Origin of the sequence: Segetibacter sp. (assembly GCF_025963695.1) — a bacterium.
Taxonomy (GTDB): domain Bacteria; phylum Bacteroidota; class Bacteroidia; order Chitinophagales; family Chitinophagaceae; genus Segetibacter.
Genome location: NZ_JAOQAH010000101.1, coordinates 37,225 through 57,676, shown reverse-complemented (window position 1 = coordinate 57,676; position 20,452 = coordinate 37,225). Strand labels below are relative to the sequence as shown.

The following is a 20,452-nucleotide window of genomic DNA, read 5'->3' as shown; positions in this document are numbered from 1 at the left end:
ATGGATTTTCTTGGATAAGACTTTCTGCCTTTTCAAACATTCTTCGTAAAAACTTTGAACAGTTAGTTTGGTTACCTCTGCAAGTCGCTCACCTCCTTGTCACTTCTGAGGATTGTAGTTTTGATGTTTTGAGAGAAGCATTGTTTGAAGACGCTACCCCGTTTTTAAGTCTTTTTATAAGCTGGTTGGTCACTTTTCTTTTTCTTGAAAAAAAGAAAGTGACCAAAGAAAGTTCAAGAAAAGAACGATAACCCCCCGTTCCTTTCGTTGTTCCTTGATTAAACTTTTGTACTACTGTGGCTTCAACAAAGGTTTTCATGCCTTTTCTTTTTCGTCTTCTGAAATGAAACAGAGCCGAAAAACAGTCAAAGCATCAAGGGTCAAATCTTTTTCACCACAGTACTACAAAAGCCGGATTGAAATACGGATTCCGAAAACGGGCTGTTTTGTTTTCGGAGGCCTTTTTTTGTTTGGGGGGGCAAGCAATAAAGAAAATATTCTAAAGAATAATTAGAGAACAAGTGTTTGCATACTTACCTATGTACAACTAAATCCCTTTTTCCAAAAGTCCAATCTGTATGATTAGTAAAACATAAGATACCTATCATTAATTGGTTTCAATCAACGACATTAGTTGTAGAATCAATAAGGAGGATAAGACCTTCGGACGAATTGCCCGTACATCTTATCCTCCTTTATTTCTAAAAAAAATCCTTCCTATTGTGGATTCTTCTCCGCCTTTTTATCTAAAATCTTCCCTATAATAAATCCACCGCCGGCGCCTGCAGCACCGCCTATAATAGCGCCTTTTACTTTGTTCTTGCCTATGATTGCACCTGCGGCTGCGCCTGTGCCTGCACCAATTACTGCGCCTTTGGCTGCCTTACTCCAGCCTTTCTTTTTGGCAACGGTTGGTGTAGTGGTAGTTGTTCCGGTGCTGCTTTCAGTTCCGGTTCCGGATGTGCTGGCACTTGTACCTGTACCACCTGTTCTGGTAGTAGTCTTTGTTCTGGTAGTTTTTCTTGCTGGTGCAGCGGCCGTACTTACTTTGGTGGTAGTTACCGTTTTAGTTACGGTAGCGTTAGGGTCAACTTTTACATAGCGGCTGCCGTCACCACTTACAATTGTGTCGCTCACTCCGTTCATAGTAAAGGCTTCGCTCTTATCATTAGAAGAGTTGTTGATACTTGTAGTATCGGTAGACATAAGAGTGGCTGCATCAGTTGCAGGTTTTGGTTTACTGGTGCATGCTGTAAAAATGGCCGCAATTGCAAAAGCCGTTATTGTTTTTCTCATAATATTTGTTGTTGTGTTTTTCGTCTGTTATAGAAACGCGGGGAGGGGGAAGATATTGTGGGAAGGGTTGTGGGGCGGAGTTGACGGATGACGATAATGCGCGATGGTTGGGAGTATGGTTTTTTAGCTTTTTACTTCATGCGCGGCCACTGCCCCCGGCCGGCAGCTTTATGGTTTTTAAAAATGCCGAATACACTAATTGTTGGTACAAGAGTGCGACGCAACGGGGGGTAGTAGAAGATTGGCTGTTTGGTACATTGCCACCTTACACTTTGTATGAACAGTATGCAAGCATGGCTGAGGTTTCAGGTTTCTGGTTTTGAGAGTTGACGGATGACGCTGGAGTTGGCCTTTTTACTTTTTAATTGACAGGCGATAAAGTTCCTACAAATCGAAAGACGCCTGCGTCGGCTTCGATGACCTGGCACTAATTTCATCACCTCCATCTTCGTTAAAACCAACAGCCTGGTTTTTGAAAGTAATGATGAAGGTGGTTCCTCCTTCGAGTTCACTTTCTACATCGATGCTACCACCCAATGCTACAATTTGCGATTTAATGATAAACAGGCCGAGACCATGCCCCTCTAAGCTGTCATGAAAACGCTGGTACAATCCAAACACTTTTTCTTTGTGACGCCCCAGATCGATACCAGAACCATTGTCTGCAAATTTGAAGATAACATTACCCTTTTCATCCGTTTGTGACGATACGGTGATAAGCAGGCTTCGCCTGGGCGATTGATATTTAATTGAATTAGATACAAGGTTCACCAGGATGCTTTGCAGGTATGTTCTATTAAAGTCGATTGTCCTGACTTTAAAATCAGTCACGATATCGGCACAAACATCATTCAAAGTGTTGATGAAGCTTTTTTTCACGTCATTAATAACCTCCTCCAAATCAATGCTTGAAATTTCTACGTTAACATTATTCTTTATAACCAGGATTTTTGACAGGTCATCTATTGTCTGTTGCAATTGCCTTGAAGAAATGTCAAGCATATCAATCATCTGCTTGTTGTAACTATCGAGGGTGCTGTAGTCAATAATATTGAGGAGGCCGGTTATATTCGACAGTGGGGCCCTGAGATTGTGAGAAGTAATGAAAGAAAACTGTTTGAGATCGGCGTTACTTCTGAGTAGTTCCTCGATCATCAACTCCCGTTCAGCTTCTATTTTTTTCCTGTGTGTAATATCTCTTGAATTAATGACTATACCATTGATGGCCGGATTATCGAGTTGATTGGTAGCTTTTGTTTCGAACCATCTCCATTCGCCATTCACATGTCTGTACCTACATGCAGCGATCTTCACATCTCCGCCTGCGATCACTTTTTCAAACTCAGTTTGTGCCGCAAGTAGGTCGTCGGGATGTATCATGAGCAGCGCATTCTTATTGTAAAGGCATTCGGCCGTATACCCAAGTACACTTTCGATATTGGGGCTTGTATATTTATAATTCCCCTCGCGGTCAAGGATGCCTATCATGTCAGCACTTTTTTGCACCAGCGCCGTAAATCTTTGTTCAGCAACCGCCCTCAGTTTTTCAGCCTCCACATGCAGCGTCGTATCGCGGGCAACAGCAAATATCAGCCCTTCTTCAACATCTTTTCTGGCAGACCAGTTTAGCGTAACCCGCCTGCCATTCTTATGTATATATACGTTTTGAAAGCTAATAAGATCTTTTCCCTCTGCCAGTTCTTTTCCGGCATTTATAGTTACCTGCAAATATTCAGGATCAACAAAATCTAATATCACTCTGCCTACTAACTCCTCAGGCTTATAGCCCAGTACATCACTTGAAGCATTGCTGACTTGAACAAACCGACAGTCGGTATCGACAGCGCAAATAATATCAAGAGAAGAATTCATAATCTTCTCCAACTTCTTAGTCAGCTTTTGCAGATCCTCCTTATTTGACTGTAGCTTTCTATTTTGCTCTTCAATTAACAACTGATTTTTTACACGTTCGGTTATATTATGCAAATGACAGGCAACGCCAACAACGTTATTGCTGTTAACCGCATAAATAGGATTAAAACTTACTTCGGCAATTTTTTCGTCTCCCGTCTTTAGGTCTAAGATTGTCTCATCTACACTAAACGACTCTCCCCGTAGCGCCCTCTGGTACAAGCTTTTCCACCTTTCACTTTTCTTGCCATGGTGTATAGTTACCGGAAGTTGTAAGCCTACGAATGCCTGTTTGCCTGTGGCTTTCAATATCCACTTTTTATATGCGCTGTTAAAGGATACCAGCTTTTCTTTTTTATCAATAGACCAAATAAGATCGCTGGTAGAATTAATAAGCGCTGCCTCGTTATTTTTCGTTTGAAGCATATCGAGCGCCAGCTTCCTCTTTTCAGTAATATCGCGGAAGTATACGGTTACTCCATCCCTGGCAGGATAGGCAGACACATCTAACCAAATATTGCCGCCGCTATAATATTCCTCGAAGTGAACAGGTAAATTAGACTGTTTTGCCTTAGCGTACTCGTGGTAAAATCGTCCGCCCACTTCAGTCTTATATACGTCCCATAAATTTTTTCCAATTACCTCACTGCGCGGCATCTGCAGTAAACACTCGGCAGCATTGTTCCAGTATTGAACAATCCAGTTACTGTCTACCGCAAAAAAACAGTCGGTAATACGTTCAACAATGTTGTCAATATACTTTGCCTGCCGCTCTGCTTCTCTCCTTGAAAGCTCACGCTCGGTTATATCGGTTATAATTGAAAGATGTAAGCCGGGCAAAATATTTGAAGTTGCATTGTAATGGCAAATAATAATGTCGCCATTCTTTTTCTTCAATTCGATCATCCCTTTTTGATTACCCGCATCTAAAAATTGATCCCAAAGATTAATATCCTCGGGTTTCAGATCCACTACCAGGTCTTTTACTGATAAGCACAGTAACTGCGCTTCAGCAAAGCCAAGCATTTGGCAGGCAGCCTCGTTTACCTGTACGTATTGCCCCTCGTTGTTGGCTATTAATATTGCATCGTTTGTGCCCTTAAAAATTGCCTCTAATCTTTGCCTTGCTTTTTTTTCTTTTTGCCCGGCCAGTACTTTGCCGGTTATATCGCTAATCGTTATTAGCTGGGCCGTAACATTTTTGTAAACAATGTCTCTTTTCTTAGTTTCTACGTACAAGGCTTCACCGCATTTTTTGTAGTGGACGGTGGGCCATTTCAAATCGTCCGGTTGCTGCAACCGCGAATTGTTCTTCGAAAGGTTTTCCAGGGTCAGGTGCAGCATTTCATCCTGGCTATATCCATACTTCTCCTGCGCAGCTTTATTTGCTGCAATAATTTTTGCAGTATCATCAACTGCAACCAACATAGGTATCGGATTCTCTTCAAAAAAATTTTGATAATCCGTCTTTAATTTTTCAAGTTCCAGCCTTAATAGTTCGTACGGTGACGGGTCGATGATAGCTTTCATAGATTCATTTGCCCGTGTTTTAATAAAGTACCAGATAGACGTAACGTATTTGTGATAGAATTATTTTACTAAAAAAATTTTTTTAGGTTATTTTATTTTCCCAACAGCAAGCTACTATCAACATCGTTGTGTCACTCACTTGTGCTGACCATGTAGCCTCATCTTCCTAATATCGGCTGCCAATGTTACCTCAGAACATGTCGGGTAGAAGATTGAGAATTCCTTTGTTTTCAACGTGCCTCCCGGGATGCCTGGCGCTTCAATACGGGCTTCCTTCTGCACCAAACGTTCCTACAGAACGTAAAACACAACCACCTTTTTCGTCTACTACCTACAAAATGTTCCGATGGAACATTAGAGAAAGATAACGATGTTCTATCGGAATATGTCGGGTAGAAGATTGAGGGTTCCTTTGTTTTCAACGTGCCTCCCGGGATGCCTGGCGCTTCAATACGGGCTTCATTCTGCACCAAACGTTCCTACAGAACGTAAAACACAACCACCTTTTTCGTCTACCTACAAAATGTTCCGATGGAACATTAAAGAAAGATCTTGTGCATATGGTAGCTCTAGCACCGACGTTCATTAATCTTCTTTTCCATCTTTTAATTAACACCCCAGTTGTCCGTCCTAAAAGGTGTAACGGGCAACCCACTTTTAGAAAATAAATTACCTACAGCCGCGCTGCTAAAAGAAAAACGAACAGCAACCGGTACGGCTACCTTATCGCTCCACACAATTAGCTTGTTACCACTTATTCTTAATTCTGCAGGATAAAACGCCTTATCAATTCCTGCTATATACAACTGGGCGCTTCCGGGTCCCTTTACCATCAAACCTTCATCTGCATACTCAAAACTAATAGTTGCCTTATTGCCTTTTACATCCATGCTTTTGTAAAGGGGACTGGCGTAGGCTATGCCCGTTTTATGATACGTTTTAGCAAGCGCCCAATTACTTAATCTCTCCCCTACTTCCCTTTTCAGGGGCGGGTGTATATTAGTGGTATCTGGTACAAGATCGGTGATTACCACCATTCCGGTATTAGCTACAGCCAGTACCCTTGTTTGTTGTTCCTGTATAATACTGCCTGATTTACTACCATAAGTAAAAGGCCCGATCTGCACATAATAAAACGGAAATTCTTTGTCCCAGGCACGGCGCCACGATTTGATCATCGAAGTTAGTAAACGGCCATAAGAGTTGGGGGCCACTGTATTACCCTCGCCCTGGTACCACAGCGCACCGGCAATGTTGTAGTTTGTAACAGGTGCTATCATGGCATTATAAGTTAGGCCGGGCCAGAAGGGCCAGCCACGCTGTGGCGCTTGTTTATGTGCTGATTCTCTCAGGGTATCATCTGAGTTAACCACCTCTGCCGGCGTCCATACTTCCGCCGGGGTTCCGCCCCATGCGGCTTCAATCAACCCGATTGGAACATTCAACTCTTTGTTCAATCGCTTGGCAAAAAAGTAAGCAACCTCGCTAAAGGATTTTAGAGTGTTTGAGTCACACACGGTCCATTGACCCTTACAATCATCCTGCGGGTACTGAGCCGTCGCTTTTGTTTGAAGGAAAAAATGAATGTTATTGTTAGGGGTATTTTTCAATTCAGCTTTGATGTCTTGTGACCCTTCATAAAAAGAATTAAACTCCATATTAGATTGCCCGGAGCAAACCCATACTTCACCAATCATTACATTCTTGAGCGTAATCGTCTTGCCTCCTTTTATGGTGACAGTGTGTGGTCCACCCGCTGCAGGTGTCTGAACCATTATCTTCCATTTTGCATCACGGCTGGCCACAACGGAGTCGGTTTTATTATTCCAGGAGGTAGTTACAATTATTTTCTCCGAAGCGTTGCTCCAACCCCATAATGCTACAGAAGATTGTTGTTGCAATACCATGTTATCTGCTATTACTGCCGGTAACCGAACCTCGGCAAAACCAGAAAGAACGAACACTAGCCCGGAAAAGAAAAGGCCGATTTTTTTCATAAAGAATGCAAATAGAAGTGATGGTTAAAGATAAGGCCTTGCAAGTGTTCGTTGACAGCAAAAAAAGATGATTATAAAAGAAATTAAAAACAGCCACGCACATCTTTGTTTAAAACAAATCGGCCCCAAAACAAGTTAACCATTGTACATTTCTTCTCCGTGGCATGGTTTATACGTGCATTTATTCTTAATGCATTGGCAATATGAAAGCGAAAAAAACAACTGTTTCAAAGACTTCAACCACGAATAACACAGCTACAAAAGGAGTAGCTGCTCCGTTTCCCGCAGATATAAAACCCATGTTGGCTACCCTGGTTAGCGAACCGGTAGAAGAAGAAGGCTGGCTTTATGAAGTTAAGTGGGACGGCTTTCGTGCATTGGCTTACATAAACGAGGGAATAGTTGAAATAAGGTCACGAAATAATAAATCTTTCAACGAGAAATTCTACCCCGTTTATAATGCATTGCAACAATGGGGAAAGGATATAGTGGTTGATGGCGAAATTGTCGTGCTCAATAAAAAAGGAGTTCCGGACTTTGGTGGATTACAAAATTGGAGGAGTGAAGCTGATGGACAACTTGCCTACTACCTCTTTGATATTTTATGGTTGAATGGAAAAGACCTGATGAGGGTTCCATTGCAGGAAAGGCGTGAGCTGTTACGTTCGGTGTCTCCCCAAGGCCTTATTAAGCTGAGTGAAAATTTTGAAGCAACAGGCAACGAATTTTTTGCGCTTGCAGATAAAATGGGGTTGGAAGGAATTATGGCAAAAAAGGCTGATAGCTTATATGTTCCCGATGCACGATCAAAAGACTGGCTAAAGATAAAAACAGAGAAACACCAGGAGCTCATCATAGGTGGATACACAAAAAACGAAGGAACGCCTAAACCGTTCAGCGCTCTATTGCTTGGTTGGTTTATTGGTAATGAGTTTCATCATGTAACCCCTGTTGGTACTGGCTTTACCGTGAAATTGCAAAAGGAAATCCTGGAGAAACTTGAGCCTCTAAAGACAACTACCTGCCCTTTTAAACATGTGCCTGCATATAATAAAGCTTCCAGGTTTAGACCTAATCCGCCTAAGGCGGACGTAGTATGGGTAAGACCTGAAATGGTTTGCGAAATCAGTTATCGCGAAATGACAAAAGACGGCTCTATCCGCCATCCTTCTTTTCGGGGACTTCGTGAAGATAAAAATGCAACCGAAGTAGTAAGAGAAATACCAGCACCGATTACAGAAATAGTGAATGATGAAAACAAGCTGGTTAAGAAAAAAGTACTGGCAACACCGGTTGAACAGGAAAGAAAAACCTTGCTTAATCCCAACGAAGAAACGCAGGTAAAGAATGTGGGCGGACACGATATGAAGTTTACAAACCTGAGTAAAATTTATTGGCCCGATGATAATGTGACGAAGCGCGATATGATTAATTACTATTACCAGGTTGCGCCATACATGTTGCCTTATGTGAAAGACAGACCTCAAACGCTGAACAGGTTTCCACATGGCATAAAAGGCGAAACTTTCTACCAGAAAGATGTAAAAGGCAAAGCGCCGGAATGGATCAAAACGTTTCCCTACCACAGTTATACTGATGGAAGGGACAAAGAGTTTTTGGTATGTACCGATGAAGCGAGCTTGTTATATATCGCCTCTTTAGGATGTATCGAAATTAATCCCTGGAGTAGCAGAACAGAGAAACCGGACAATCCTGATTGGTGTATTATAGACCTTGATCCGGACAAGAATACTTTTGAACAGGTAATGGAAGCAGCTTGTGTTACGAAGCAAATATTGGATGCCATTGAAGTAACGGCTTACCCGAAAACTTCCGGTTCAACAGGACTGCACATTTATATTCCTTTTGGTGCAAAATATACTTATGAAGATTCTAAGGAGTTTGGGCGAAAACTGGCCAAACTGATTCATGCTCAACTGCCTGATTTTACCAGTATAGAACGGAAGGTCGTTGACCGGCAGGGTAAGATGTACATCGACTTTTTACAAAACCGTCCGCAGGCTACTGTTGCCGGTCCTTACTCGCTCCGCCCTAAGCAAGGTGCAACCGTATCGATGCCGCTTCATTGGGATGAAATTAAGTTGGGGCTTACCATAAAAAGCTTCACCATCTTTAATGCAGTCGATCGGCTAAAAGAACAAGGCGATCTTTTTACCGGTGTACTTGGCGAAGGGATAGATTTGGAAAAAGCCCTCCAAAAGCTTGAAAGTATGTTTGGGGGATGAAGTAGCGATCGAACGCCCGAAAGCTTTTCGGGATGATTAAAGATTTGCCCTTGAAGTGAGTGACACAACAACAGCTGCACAATGAACAGATGCCGGCAACAAAAATATTATTTCCGATTACACAAGTTCTTGCAACAGATCCCTCTTGCCACCTTTGCAGCTAAAACCACTTGAGCTATCTTGCCGCCATGAAGCCGAATAAGAAAAGTTGTGACCTTCAAAGTTGTTCTTTGTGCAGAGGATGTTTGAAAGAATGGTTACCGGCGCTCGATGCAAACAGGAAAACATTTGATTTTAAAAAAGGTGCATTGCTTTTTGAAGAAGGCGAGCCTGTAACCGGCATGTATTACATGGTATCAGGAAAAGCAAAGGTGCATAAGCATTGGACAGACGATAAAGAATTGATCATTCGTTTTGCAGGTCCGGGTGATATTGTTGGCCATCGTGGCCTGGGAAAACAAACTGTTTACCCCGTGTCTGCTACAGCCATTGAACCGGTTACTGCCTGTTTTGTTGAGCTAGACTTTTTCTTTTCTACTTTAAAAATTAACCCCGATTATTCCTTTAAGCTATTGATGTTTTACGCGGAAGAATTGCAGGAATCGGAAAAGCGCATGCGCAACCTTGCACATATGAGCGTGAAAGGTCGCATTGCTTACGGACTATTGAAATTGAAAGAAAGGTTTGGGGTAACCCCTGCCGGTATGCTAAACATTGGTCTTACACGGCAAGACCTTGCCTCTTACGCAGGCACTACGTACGAAACTGCTTTTCGCACCATGACTGAACTATCTAAAGAAAATTTGGTAAGCTTTGTAGATAAAGGCATTTGCATCATTGATGATAACGCGCTATCGGAAATAACTATGTAGATCACTTTATAACGCCTAGTTCTTTACCGACTTTAGCGAACGCCTTAATTGCCTTGTCAAGATGATCGGTTTGATGTGCAGCACTTAATTGCACGCGAATACGAGCCAAACCTTTTGGCACTACAGGGAAGAAAAAGCCGATTACATATACCCCTTCTTCTAATAGCTTAGCCGCAAATTCCTGGGCTACTGTGGCCTCATATAACATGATTGGCACGATAGGGTGATCGCCTGGTTTAATATCAAATCCGGCTTCTGTCATTTTTGCCCTGAAATATTTGGTATTGTTTTCCAGCTTATCTCGTAGTTCAGTTGTTTCTGTCAGCATATCTAATACTGCTATAGAGGCACCCACAATGCTTGGGGCAACTGTATTGCTAAACAGGTATGGACGGCTACGCTGCCTAAGCATTTCAACGATTTCTTTTCTTCCACTTGTAAACCCGCCGCTTGCGCCGCCAAGTGCTTTTCCCAATGTGCCAGTGATAATGTCAATGCGGCCCATCACTCCCCGGTACTCATGCGTACCTCTTCCGGTCTTCCCTAAAAAACCGCTGCTATGGCTTTCGTCTATCATTACGATCGCATTGTACCGGTCAGCGAGATCACAGATCTTGTCTAACTGTGCAATCGTTCCATCCATGCTGAACGAACCGTCGGTTACGATAACCCGGCTGCGTAATTCCTGTGTTGACTTGAGTTTGTCTTCGAGGTCTTCCATGCTGTTGTGCTCGTAGCGGTAGCGCTGCGCTTTGCACAATCTTACCCCGTCAATAATGGAGGCATGGTTTAGAGTATCGCTAATGATAGCATCCTGCTCGTTAAAGAGGGGTTCAAATACACCGCCGTTTGCATCAAAAGCAGCTACGTATAAAATGGTATCTTCTGTTCCTAAAAAGTCTGCTAGTTTTTTCTCGAGCTCTTTGTGAATGTCCTGGGTTCCGCAAATGAAACGAACGCTGCTCATTCCATAACCATGAGAATCGATTGCTTTGTGCGCAGCTTCAATCACCTTTGGATGTGAGGAAAGGCCCAGGTAATTATTAGCACAAAAATTTAAAACGGTTTTTTCGTTGACCGTTATTTCTGGCCCCTGCTCACTGGTAATTATTCTTTCTCTTTTAAACAAACCTGCTGATTCTATTTCCTTTAACTCCTCGCTTATCCGGCTGACAAAGTTCTCATTCATATCTACTTATTTGTGCGTCAAAGTTAGTATTAAGAAGACACTTATTGTAGTGCCAGTAGTTTCCGGAAACAGGGTGTAGCGTAGGAAAATATTGCAAGGCGACGGGCTCTCAATCCTCTTGTTAATTATTTGTAAAACAGCAGCATTAAAAATTAGATAAATAACAATGTAACTATTTACGATTAAATTCGTAAAAGAATACAGTCAAACATACTGTTATGAAATACAAGACCAACTTTCGCCTTATACTTGCCATACTAGCAGTAGGGGTACTGGTACTTTTTCTCGAAAAGAAAAGGACTGAAAACAGGAGAAATGCAACAAAAGAAACAAGAAAAGTAAACAGGGAGGAACCGAACTTTAATGTAAGTAATACTGACTATATCTTCTTTGAACCTCTCAGTAAGTACCTGTTTATCTCTTTAGAAAATTAGTTGCCTTTTGATCCGAAGTACTGGCTAGAGTATTTGCCCTTTATTCATTTACTGCAACCAGTATTTCAAACTTTATCCCTCGTAACATTTTTAGTTCCTTTACTACTTCCTGTGATTTTACTTTTTGGCCAGAAAGCCTGAAGCGCCTCTTAATTAATTTTCTTAAAAAATTTGTAACTTTTTGTTTCTACCCACGTATCATAACAAATAACCGGAACATTACTGCTTTTATGACTGAGCAACAATATAATGAATGTGTGAACTTGTATGCTGACAACGTATATCGCTTCATAGTAAAAAATCTTCGTCATGAAGAAGATGCGCGGGATATAGTGCAGAGCGCTTTCGAAAAAATGTGGCGTAACCGCGATGCTGTTGACAACGATAAAAGCAAGTCTTACCTGTTCACTGTTGCTTACAACCAGATGATCGATCATATAAGAAAGTCAAAGCGGGTGAGCCTGACCGAAGAATTTGGAGAAACAAGCAGGGGAGCAAATTATCAGCCCGCTGTAAATGTGCAGCAGACTTTGCGCGAAGCGCTAAACCGGCTAAATGAAACACAACGAAGCCTTGTAATGCTGAAAGATTATGAAGGATACAATTATGACGAAATTGGACAAATAACGGGACTGAGTGAAAGCCAGGTAAAAGTTTACCTGCACAGGGCAAGAATTACGCTGCGAAATTATTTGGTGAGCAGGGAGAATGTGATGTAGATAATTATATGATATGAGAAAACAATTAGCAAATGCCAGAAAGCTAGCAGCGAAAGCAAATAGCAGGTGGCTTAAAAATAAAAACAGTGGTTATAAACAGACATAATTACGAAGAGTTTTTTCTGCTGTATGTAGATAACGAACTGAACGAGGCAGACCGCGCAGAGGTAGAGAAGTTCGTGCAGGAAAATACTGATTTAGCGGCAGAGATGGATATGCTTAAACAAGCAGTTTTACCGGGTGATAATGTACGGTTCGAACAGAAAGAACTTTTATATAATAACGAAAAGGGAATATCACCTGGAAATTATGAAGAGTACTTTTTGCTTGCGCTAGACAAGGAACTAACCTTACAGGAAATGGAAGAAGTAGAGAAATTTGTTTTAAAGCACCCTCAACTGCAAAATGAGTACACTGTACTTAGCCAAACAAAGTTAGACCCAGAGGCGATAACATTTGAGGGTAAAGAAAAACTGTACAAAAAGTATAAAGACAGACCGGTAATATTTATGACTTGGATGAGAATAAGTGCGGCTGCTGCAATTATTGGTTTTGTTACTTTAGCATGGTTCTTTACTCAAAATAACGAGCTGCCTTTCAGATCACAATTAATGTCTAAAACAGATAAAATAACACACCCGTTACCCGGGCAACTACAACAACAGCCACTGTTAATTGATAACAATGTACCTGCATTAGCTAAAAAAGCGCCTGTAAGGTCTGAGCCGATCGCAGCAGTTAAGTTTAAAACGAAAAAGGCAGATGAGCCAAAACCAGCAACAAATGTAACGGTGGCCGGAAACAAAAAAAGTAAGCCACAAGAGGTTGAGACGCCACGGAAAGTTGTGGATGAAATTGATATTGACACGCCGGATAGAAAATTGTTTGAAGAGACAATTGCGTCTGCAAAAATTGCTGAAAAGAGCAACCTACCTGTAGCAAGAGAAGATGTCGCCAAAGTAAAGCTTGTCGCGAAATCTTCATCCGAACAAGGTTCTCCTTCATTAGCATCTCATGCTGTTTATAGGGAAATAGACAACCAGGAAAATGACGAGGAAAATACTTTTTATATAGGGTCTGCTGAAATAAACAAGACTAAACTAAAAGGGTTATTTAAAAAAGCAGCCAGCCTTTTTGAAAGAAAAAGTAATGAGAACGAGGGCGAAAGAACCCTTAAAATTGCGGGTTTCGAAATAAAGAGCAAATAGTCTTACACTACACAAAACAATACTAAAATGAAAAGGATTTACATGGCAATTGCAGCCGTAATGGTTGCAGGGGCAAGCTTTGCCCAAACAGATAGCACAAAACGCGTTGCGGACACAACCACTAACAGGGTTGATACCGTTAGAGTAGGCAATTTTATCATCATCAAAAAAAGGCGGGATAATGCAGGCGAGAAAACTACCACAAATGTCTCAATCGAAAAAAAGCCTTACAAGCCCAGTAAAATAAGTACCAACTGGTGGATTTTTGACCTGGGCTTTGCTAATGTAAATGATAAGACAAACTATGCCGGAACAGAGGCCCAAAGCTTTTTAAGATCAGTAGGTCCAGGTGGCAAACCAGGGAAAGATGATTTGAAACTAAGATCAGCCAAGAGTTCGAATGTAAATATTTGGGTAGTTATGCAACGGATTAATTTGATAAAAGGTTACGTAAACCTAAAGTATGGCCTTGGCCTGGAGATGTTTAATTTTAGATACGAAAATAGTATCAGGTATAACAAAGCTCCAAACTACATTTATAGAGACAGCATCAACTTCACGAAGAATAAATTGTATGCGGGTTATGCTACAGTTCCGTTTATGCTAAACTTAAACACAAGCCCCGGACGAAAAAAAGGTTTAAGTGTTAGCGCAGGTGTTAGTGCAGGTTATTTAGTGGGTAGCCACACAAAGGAGGTGAGCGCAGAAAGAGGTAAACAAAAAACAAAAGGAGATATTGGTCTCGAAAAATTCAAGCTGGCTTATATAGGTGAGCTTGGTATAGGACCTATCAGGCTTTTTGGAAGCTACAGTCGTACAAAACTTCATGAAAACGGTTTAGAACAGTATCCATACAGTTTAGGAATTCGGTTTAGCAACTGGTAGTTAAAGAAGCGTTTCCACTAAATTTAAAGGGCATTTTCGATTTAGTGGAAACGCTATCATTGCGACTATTTAAAAAAAGTTGCCACTACAGTTAATAGTACAAGGGTGTGACACAAGGATGTTGAAAGTTGATTTGTTGCTCGTACCAATACCTCTTACGTTATAACGCTTGCTTTTATTCTTTCCCTATTTTTGGATGAATAGTAAAAAACAGGATGATTGGGATAAGAAAACTTATAAGTGTTAAACCATAACTTAAAGAGAAAATGAGAAGAGAAATAACATCGTGGTACAGCCCGGCGCTAAGAAGAGAAATGCCGATAGCCTCTTACGGACATTACGGATTTGCACTACTATTAATTCCTACGGCGGCGGCAGATTATCTTGAATACGAGCGGTTTCAACTTTTACAAGCCCTGGAACCACTCATTAACAGTGGAAAATTAAGGGTGTTTAGCATCGATAGCATGAACAAAGAAAGTTGGCTCAACTACGAGATGCAACCTGCTCACCGGGCAATCCGTCATAACGAGTTTAATCAATACGTTTTCGATGAGGTTGTTCCTTTTATTCGCAACGCCACCAGCAAAGAAACTTTTATTTATACCTGCGGCGCTTCGTTTGGTGCGCTACATGCCATGAACCTTTTTTGCAAGCGGCCGGATATATTGAATGGCGTCATATCTATGAGCGGTGTGTATGACCTGACAGAATACACAAGAGGCTTTTATGATGAGCAGGTATATTATAATAGCCCGATGCATTACATACCAAACCTTTCGGACCCTTTTTTTCTTGATAAGCTAAAAGCAAGTCATCATATACACATTTATACAGGTAGTGGAGAATATGAAGAGCCTGAGGCCTCCCGCCGGTTTGCATCTGTGTTATATAGCAAAGGTATTTGGTGTGATTTGGATGTATGGGGGAACGATGTAAGGCATGACTGGCCTACCTGGCGAAACATGCTGCCGTACATCCTCGATAAAAAGTTTTAAAACAAAACTCCAAAAATGTTTAGGGTTTTGTTTTTTATTCATCATGGCATAAAAATTTCACCTTATTAGCGTTGAGAAAATTTTTAAGATATACACTTAAAGGACTTGCCATTTTTTTTGGAGTGCTGGTGCTGGTTTACACCATAGCATATATATATGTTGTGACCCAGAAAAAAGAGATTATCAATCAAATCAAACAAGAGGTTGCCGACAAGCTAAATGGGGAAGTACAAATAGGCGACATTGGTTTGGGCTTTCTTGCCCAGTTTCCAAGCATCTCAATTAAGCTGGAAAACGTTTCTATCAGGGACACTCTTTTCAATCAACATAAGCATCCTTTTTTTGAAGCCAGACGAGTATATGCAAGCATTAGTGTGGTAAATCTTATTAAAAAGAATAATCCTTTAAATGCCTTGCAGATCGAGAACGCTAACTTATATATTTATACGGATACTTCCGGTTATACAAATTCTTACCTGTTATCTCCTAAAAGTGTTGTAAACAAAGCAGACCAGCCACCAACAGCAAAGACAGAAATACACGGGGTTAAACTGGTAAATGTCAGACTGGTTTTAGACGACAAGAGAAAAGGAAAACTGTATGATTTTGAAGTAAACAAGATGAACTGTCGAATCAATAATACCGACTCCCTTTTAACCTTAAAAACTTCAAACGATATCCTCATTCATAACTTTGCCTTGAATACTTTGTTTGGTAGTTATGTGCGTGAGACCAAAATGCAAGGCAATTTTAGTGTTCAATTTAACAAAAGCAGGAAGCAACTAACTTTTGAAGACATTGAGATACGTTTTAAAAATCATCCGTTTACTTTCTCAGGAACTTTCAGTTTTGCCCAGGCTCCTGCTTTCGCACTAAAAATATTTACAAAAAATATTAATTATGAGGAGGCAAAAACATTATTGACTCCCAAAATTTCCACTTCTCTGTCGCTGGTTAAAATTGAGAAACCCGTGGCGGAAGTTTTTGCAGACATAAGTGGCCCTTTAAACGGAGGAGATCCACTGGTAAACATTTCATTCAAAGTAGCAGACAACAATATACAATCGCCTTTTGCAAGCTTCTCTGACTGTTCGTTTGACGGCTCTTTTACCAATGAGTTGATTGCAGGTTTACCAAGAAAAGACCCAAACTCAAGGTTACAATTTAAAGACTTCAAAGGAACTTTTGAAGGGCTGAAAATAAACTCGCAAAATATATACATTGATAACCTGGTGTATCCGATGATCAATGCAGATATTAAAACCAATTTTGACCTACCCCAACTAAATGCTTTGCTGGGAACGAGAACGTTGGATTTGCATGAGGGAAAAGGGTCGCTTGATCTTACCTATTCAGGCCCTTTACAACACAATTCAAACAGAAATACTGCTTTAAGCGGAAAGGTGTCGTTTTCGGATGGAGTAATAATGTATCATCCACGCAACCTTTCAATGACCAACGTATCGGGTAATATTGTCTTTAAGAAAACAGATGTATACGTTACAGACTTCAGGGGAAATGTAGGAGGTAATAAATTAGCCATGAATGGAAGCGGAAAAAACCTTCTTGCGTTAATGAACACAAGTCCTGGTAAAATCGTTCTTGACTGGAATATTTATTCGCCCTTCTTAAACCTTAACACCCTAACTGCTTTACTAAAGCAAAGAGCATCTTCGGCCAAAAAAAGTACCGGTAAATCAAAGCTTGGTAGTACCGCACAAAACATAGATAATATTGTTGACCAGGCCAACTTTAGGTTAGATGTTAAGGCAGATAAATTAACCTTTGATCGTTTCGCCGCTGCAAATGTGAAGGCATCCGTTGGCCTTATTAATGAAAACTGGATTTTAAATACAGTTAGTTTGCAACACGCCGGAGGTTCAATGGCAATCCGTGGCAACCTGATAGCTAAAAACAGCAAATATTATGGATCAAGTATAAACGTTAATATGCAGAACATGGATGTAAACAAAGTGATGTATGCATTTAACGATTTTGGACAAGACGGAATTTCTCACGAAAACCTCAGGGGCAAACTTACTTCTACGGTTAACGTAACAATGAATATTGACCGCGATTTAAAGGGAGCACCGCAAGACATTGCCGGGTATGTAGATTTTTCTTTGAAGCAGGGAGCTTTACTTAATTACGCACCACTCGAAAAGATTCAGCAGGTTGCATTTAAAAAGAGAAATTTTAGCGAGGTTTATTTTGCCGAATTAAAAGATCGCATTGATATAAAAAATAAAGAAATCAACCTGAACCGGATGGAGATTCAGTCTACCGTTCTTACCTTATATGTCGAAGGTATTTACAGTATAGCTGGTCCCAATACTGATATCGCTATCCAAATCCCTTTAAGCAATCTAAAGAAAAGGGACGGCGATTATACACCTGAAAATAAAGGCGCAGACTCAAAAGCTGGAGCAAGTATTTTTGTAAGAGGCAGACCGGGTCCTGATGGCAACGTTCAGTTTAAACTCGACTTATTTAAGAAGCTTAGAAAAAAAGATAAGGATAAGCCTACAGCAGATAGTACACAAGTAAAGTCTTGAGCCAGACAGTAGGAGTACTATGACGCATTGTTGCGACGCAATACGTTCATCTTTTTGTAATCAATCGGGCTTTTATTAAAGCGCATTAAAATAGCTGGTGATTAAAAAACAAGATGTTCTTTGTTCCTGATTTTTTCATTTGTCAATTCAGCAACCATTTGTACAGAAGAAATAGATTTTATGGTGGTAACAATATGACTGCAGTTCACATCATCCACATAGTCGCCTTTCATCAGTAACAAAAAATCCAGGTGCTTAAATTCGGGTAAAAGATATTCGCCGTCGCAGTGGTTATGAAAGAGGTAATATTTTAAGAAGTTGTTTTCTTCATGCTGATAAACCGAAAAAAAATACTGCCTGTTTTTCTTTCGAAGCTGTTTATCAATTTCAGTATCAAGACGAAAATTAAATCCGAGTAGGTTATTTAGTTGCCAGCAAAACTGGTAGTTTTTTATTGGAGCCATGATGCCAATAAGGCGGGTATCAGAGAAAAAGTCATCAGTTATCGCGTCGTTGTCAAGTGTCAGTTTCATTCGGGGGTAAAGTTAAAACTCTACAGCAAATTCTTTATCATCTTTGCCTCTTTTAATACGAAGCGTAGTTTTATCCCCAGCTTTAAAATTCGATAAAGCCTGCATGTAGGTTTTCAAATCCGAGATTTTATATGAGCCCAGGTTAGTAAGAACGTCGCCCGATTGTAAGCCTAACCGTGAAGCAAGTTTTTTGGGTGTCACTCCACTTATTTTTAAACCCGAATCATTATTGGCTTTATCTGGTATCACTCCTAAGCTAACTGTAGTTCTCGAGAGTGAAGCGGCGGCAGCTTCATCAGGCCTTACAGGTTTTGCAACAGTGGTAGACTCTGCCACTTTAACTGCCGTAGTATGTTGGTTAGACACTTTCGAAAATCCAACTTTGCCCTTTGAATCTATTGCTTGCACCAGTCTGCTAATAAACCTTGCAATCTGAACCGTACCCGCATAATTTATTTTACCATCTTCGTCTGCCGCTGTCAAATAATCCTGGTGGTCTGCAGCAGAAAAAGTCAATTCGGGAATTTCTTTTTTATAAAAAGAAGCATTCAACGCCGTAACGTTACTAAGACTGTCGATACTAACTTGTAGCTTCTTATCTGACACCGAGGTAAGAACTTCGCTCCATACAGGAGATGTGTTGTAACCTTGCACCAACAGCTTTTTACTATCGCTATAACTTCCTACCATATCAAGATTCAACACATAGTTAATGGGAGTATTTATTGATGTATTCTCTAACCAATAGCTACTTGCTGTCGAACCTCCATCGTTTCCCCCAAAAGCCACAAAAGTATAATTATTACCTTTTGCCTTTGATGCCGATAACATTCTTGCCAGTTCAATTAACGTAGCCACTCCGCTTCCATTATCATTAGCACCGGGCGAAACGGACCTTACAGATTCGTCACTTTTACCGCCCAATTCTTTTTTAGGGCTATAATGAGCGCTAATCACAATCGTTGACGCAGCTCCGTTGTTTAAATATCCAATCACGTTGCTTCCTGATATAACATCTTCTTTAAACGCAATATTTCCATCAACATCCAAAACCTGTGAGTGGTCGCTAAAATATTTTTTGTGACCTTCCGCTGTTATGTAAAAAACCGGGATAGGTGAGGGAGCAGACTTCTCCCGGCCATTAAACGAAAGGCTATCACTTACGGCGCTTGAATTATACAGGAAAAGAGCTGTAGCACCTTTAGAAGCAACTCTTGCCAGTTCTTTTTTAATTACTACCTCAACATTGCCTCCCTGCATTTTTGAAGCGTCTTCAAACAAATCTTTCACATCAACAAACCACGGCGCCCCTCTTTCCCTCAAAGCCATTGCCGGCGTTCCTTTTACCTTTTTTTCTGCTGAATAAGCAAGAGGAAAATAGTCCTTATTTACCTCCAACAGCTTATCATTTACTTTTAAATAAGTGGAAGGGTCAATTCTTTTCCCATTGTCTATTTTATAAGGTTGAATAAACCCGTTTGATCCTTTTGGTAAAAGCCCTAATGTTTTAAACTGGTTGGCGATGTATTCAACCGCTTGTGCTTCATAACTTGTCGATGCTTTGCCAGCAGTTAGATTTTGTATATGAGTTTTCAAATTGCTTATGACGACTTGATCCAACTTTTGCTGTGCTTCTAAAGCTTTTCTTTCTTTTCTTGATTGAGAAAATAAAAGTGTCGGAACGAAAGCTATTAGAAGTACTATTTTCTTCATAAACATTATTGTCTCTCCTTATCCGCAAAAAAAGTGCCGCCTGTAAAAAAGGTATGTTTTAAAGAAAAGAAGCGGATAGAGTTAGAGAAGAAATGATATGAGATGCACCCAAAGAATTGTTTGTAGTACGAAGTGATTCTAAAATCTACTTACTGAATCTGGCGCCCTGGCTAAATGAAATAGTTGATATAGCTACCAATGTGACTTAGGAAAAGAATAAAAGAGGGTTATGCTTTGTCCCAAAATAAGTTGACACATAGTATGTCAATTACGGAAGACAAAGTGTTTCAGAAAAACAAAGCGGACACAAAGGCACTACAGCTTGCCGTGCAAAATGCCGGTAATTTAGAGGTAGAAAAGGGGGCT

General features: G+C 40.6%; 15 protein-coding genes. 9 read left to right on the top strand and 6 right to left on the bottom strand.

Annotated elements, in window-relative coordinates:
* On the top strand, nucleotides 1–251 hold a 251-nt coding region (locus JWR87_RS18550), incomplete at its 5' end, for a hypothetical protein (RefSeq protein ID WP_297823056.1).
* A 466-nt stretch (nucleotides 252–717) separates the two neighbouring features.
* Here the strand turns inward: JWR87_RS18550 and JWR87_RS18545 are convergent.
* The 3 genes from JWR87_RS18545 to JWR87_RS18535 form a co-directional block, all read right to left on the bottom strand.
* A complete protein-coding gene (locus JWR87_RS18545) occupies nucleotides 718–1,296 on the bottom strand; it encodes a YMGG-like glycine zipper-containing protein (RefSeq protein ID WP_297823054.1) in 579 nt (192 codons plus the stop codon).
* A 384-nt stretch (nucleotides 1,297–1,680) separates the two neighbouring features.
* A complete protein-coding gene (locus JWR87_RS18540) occupies nucleotides 1,681–4,737 on the bottom strand; it encodes a PAS domain S-box protein (protein ID WP_297823053.1) in 3,057 nt (1,018 codons plus the stop codon).
* A 605-nt stretch (nucleotides 4,738–5,342) separates the two neighbouring features.
* Nucleotides 5,343–6,734, bottom strand: a complete 1,392-nt coding sequence (locus JWR87_RS18535) for a sialate O-acetylesterase (protein ID WP_297823051.1) — start codon at nucleotides 6,732–6,734, stop codon at nucleotides 5,343–5,345.
* 203 nt (nucleotides 6,735–6,937) lie between these two features.
* Here JWR87_RS18535 and ligD point away from each other — a divergent pair, with 203 nt between their 5' ends.
* Both ligD and JWR87_RS18525 read left to right on the top strand, forming a co-directional pair.
* The gene (gene ligD, locus JWR87_RS18530) at nucleotides 6,938–8,980 is read left to right on the top strand and encodes a DNA ligase D (RefSeq protein ID WP_297823047.1); all 2,043 of its coding nucleotides are present in this window, start codon (nucleotides 6,938–6,940) and stop codon (nucleotides 8,978–8,980) included.
* A gap of 245 nt (nucleotides 8,981–9,225) precedes the next feature.
* Nucleotides 9,226–9,852, top strand: a complete 627-nt coding sequence (locus tag JWR87_RS18525) for a Crp/Fnr family transcriptional regulator (RefSeq protein ID WP_297823045.1) — start codon at nucleotides 9,226–9,228, stop codon at nucleotides 9,850–9,852.
* 1 nt (nucleotide 9,853) lies between these two features.
* Here JWR87_RS18525 and kbl read toward each other — a convergent pair whose 3' ends face one another.
* Nucleotides 9,854–11,041, bottom strand: coding sequence for a glycine C-acetyltransferase (gene kbl, locus JWR87_RS18520; RefSeq protein ID WP_297823043.1), 1,188 nt, complete (start codon nucleotides 11,039–11,041; stop codon nucleotides 9,854–9,856).
* Nucleotides 11,042–11,259: 218 nt separating this feature from the next.
* Between kbl and JWR87_RS18515 the strand changes: the two genes are divergently transcribed.
* The 6 genes from JWR87_RS18515 (at nucleotide 11,260) to JWR87_RS18490 (ending at nucleotide 17,840) form a co-directional block, all read left to right on the top strand.
* Nucleotides 11,260–11,475, top strand: a complete 216-nt coding sequence (locus JWR87_RS18515) for a hypothetical protein (RefSeq protein WP_297823041.1) — start codon at nucleotides 11,260–11,262, stop codon at nucleotides 11,473–11,475.
* 230 nt (nucleotides 11,476–11,705) lie between these two features.
* Entirely contained in the window at nucleotides 11,706–12,194 is a 489-nt protein-coding gene (locus tag JWR87_RS18510) for an RNA polymerase sigma factor (protein ID WP_297823038.1), read from the top strand.
* Nucleotides 12,195–12,280: 86 nt separating this feature from the next.
* On the top strand, nucleotides 12,281–13,402 hold the full coding sequence (locus JWR87_RS18505) for a hypothetical protein (protein WP_297823036.1): 1,122 nt from the start codon (nucleotides 12,281–12,283) through the stop codon (nucleotides 13,400–13,402).
* 27 nt (nucleotides 13,403–13,429) lie between these two features.
* The gene (locus tag JWR87_RS18500) at nucleotides 13,430–14,287 is read left to right on the top strand and encodes an outer membrane beta-barrel protein (protein ID WP_297823034.1); all 858 of its coding nucleotides are present in this window, start codon (nucleotides 13,430–13,432) and stop codon (nucleotides 14,285–14,287) included.
* Nucleotides 14,288–14,553: 266 nt separating this feature from the next.
* Nucleotides 14,554–15,285, top strand: coding sequence for an alpha/beta hydrolase-fold protein (locus JWR87_RS18495; RefSeq protein ID WP_297823032.1), 732 nt, complete (start codon nucleotides 14,554–14,556; stop codon nucleotides 15,283–15,285).
* Between the two features lie 71 nt (nucleotides 15,286–15,356).
* The gene (locus JWR87_RS18490) at nucleotides 15,357–17,840 is read left to right on the top strand and encodes an AsmA-like C-terminal region-containing protein (protein ID WP_297823029.1); all 2,484 of its coding nucleotides are present in this window, start codon (nucleotides 15,357–15,359) and stop codon (nucleotides 17,838–17,840) included.
* A 101-nt stretch (nucleotides 17,841–17,941) separates the two neighbouring features.
* Here the strand turns inward: JWR87_RS18490 and JWR87_RS18485 are convergent, their stop codons facing one another.
* Nucleotides 17,942–18,373: an IPExxxVDY family protein gene (locus JWR87_RS18485; RefSeq protein WP_297823027.1), complete on the bottom strand. Its 432-nt coding sequence runs from the start codon at nucleotides 18,371–18,373 to the stop codon at nucleotides 17,942–17,944.
* Between the two features lie 12 nt (nucleotides 18,374–18,385).
* On the bottom strand, nucleotides 18,386–20,086 hold the full coding sequence (locus JWR87_RS18480; RefSeq protein ID WP_297823025.1) for a M28 family peptidase: 1,701 nt from the start codon (nucleotides 20,084–20,086) through the stop codon (nucleotides 18,386–18,388).
* Nucleotides 20,087–20,452 lie beyond the last annotated feature (366 nt).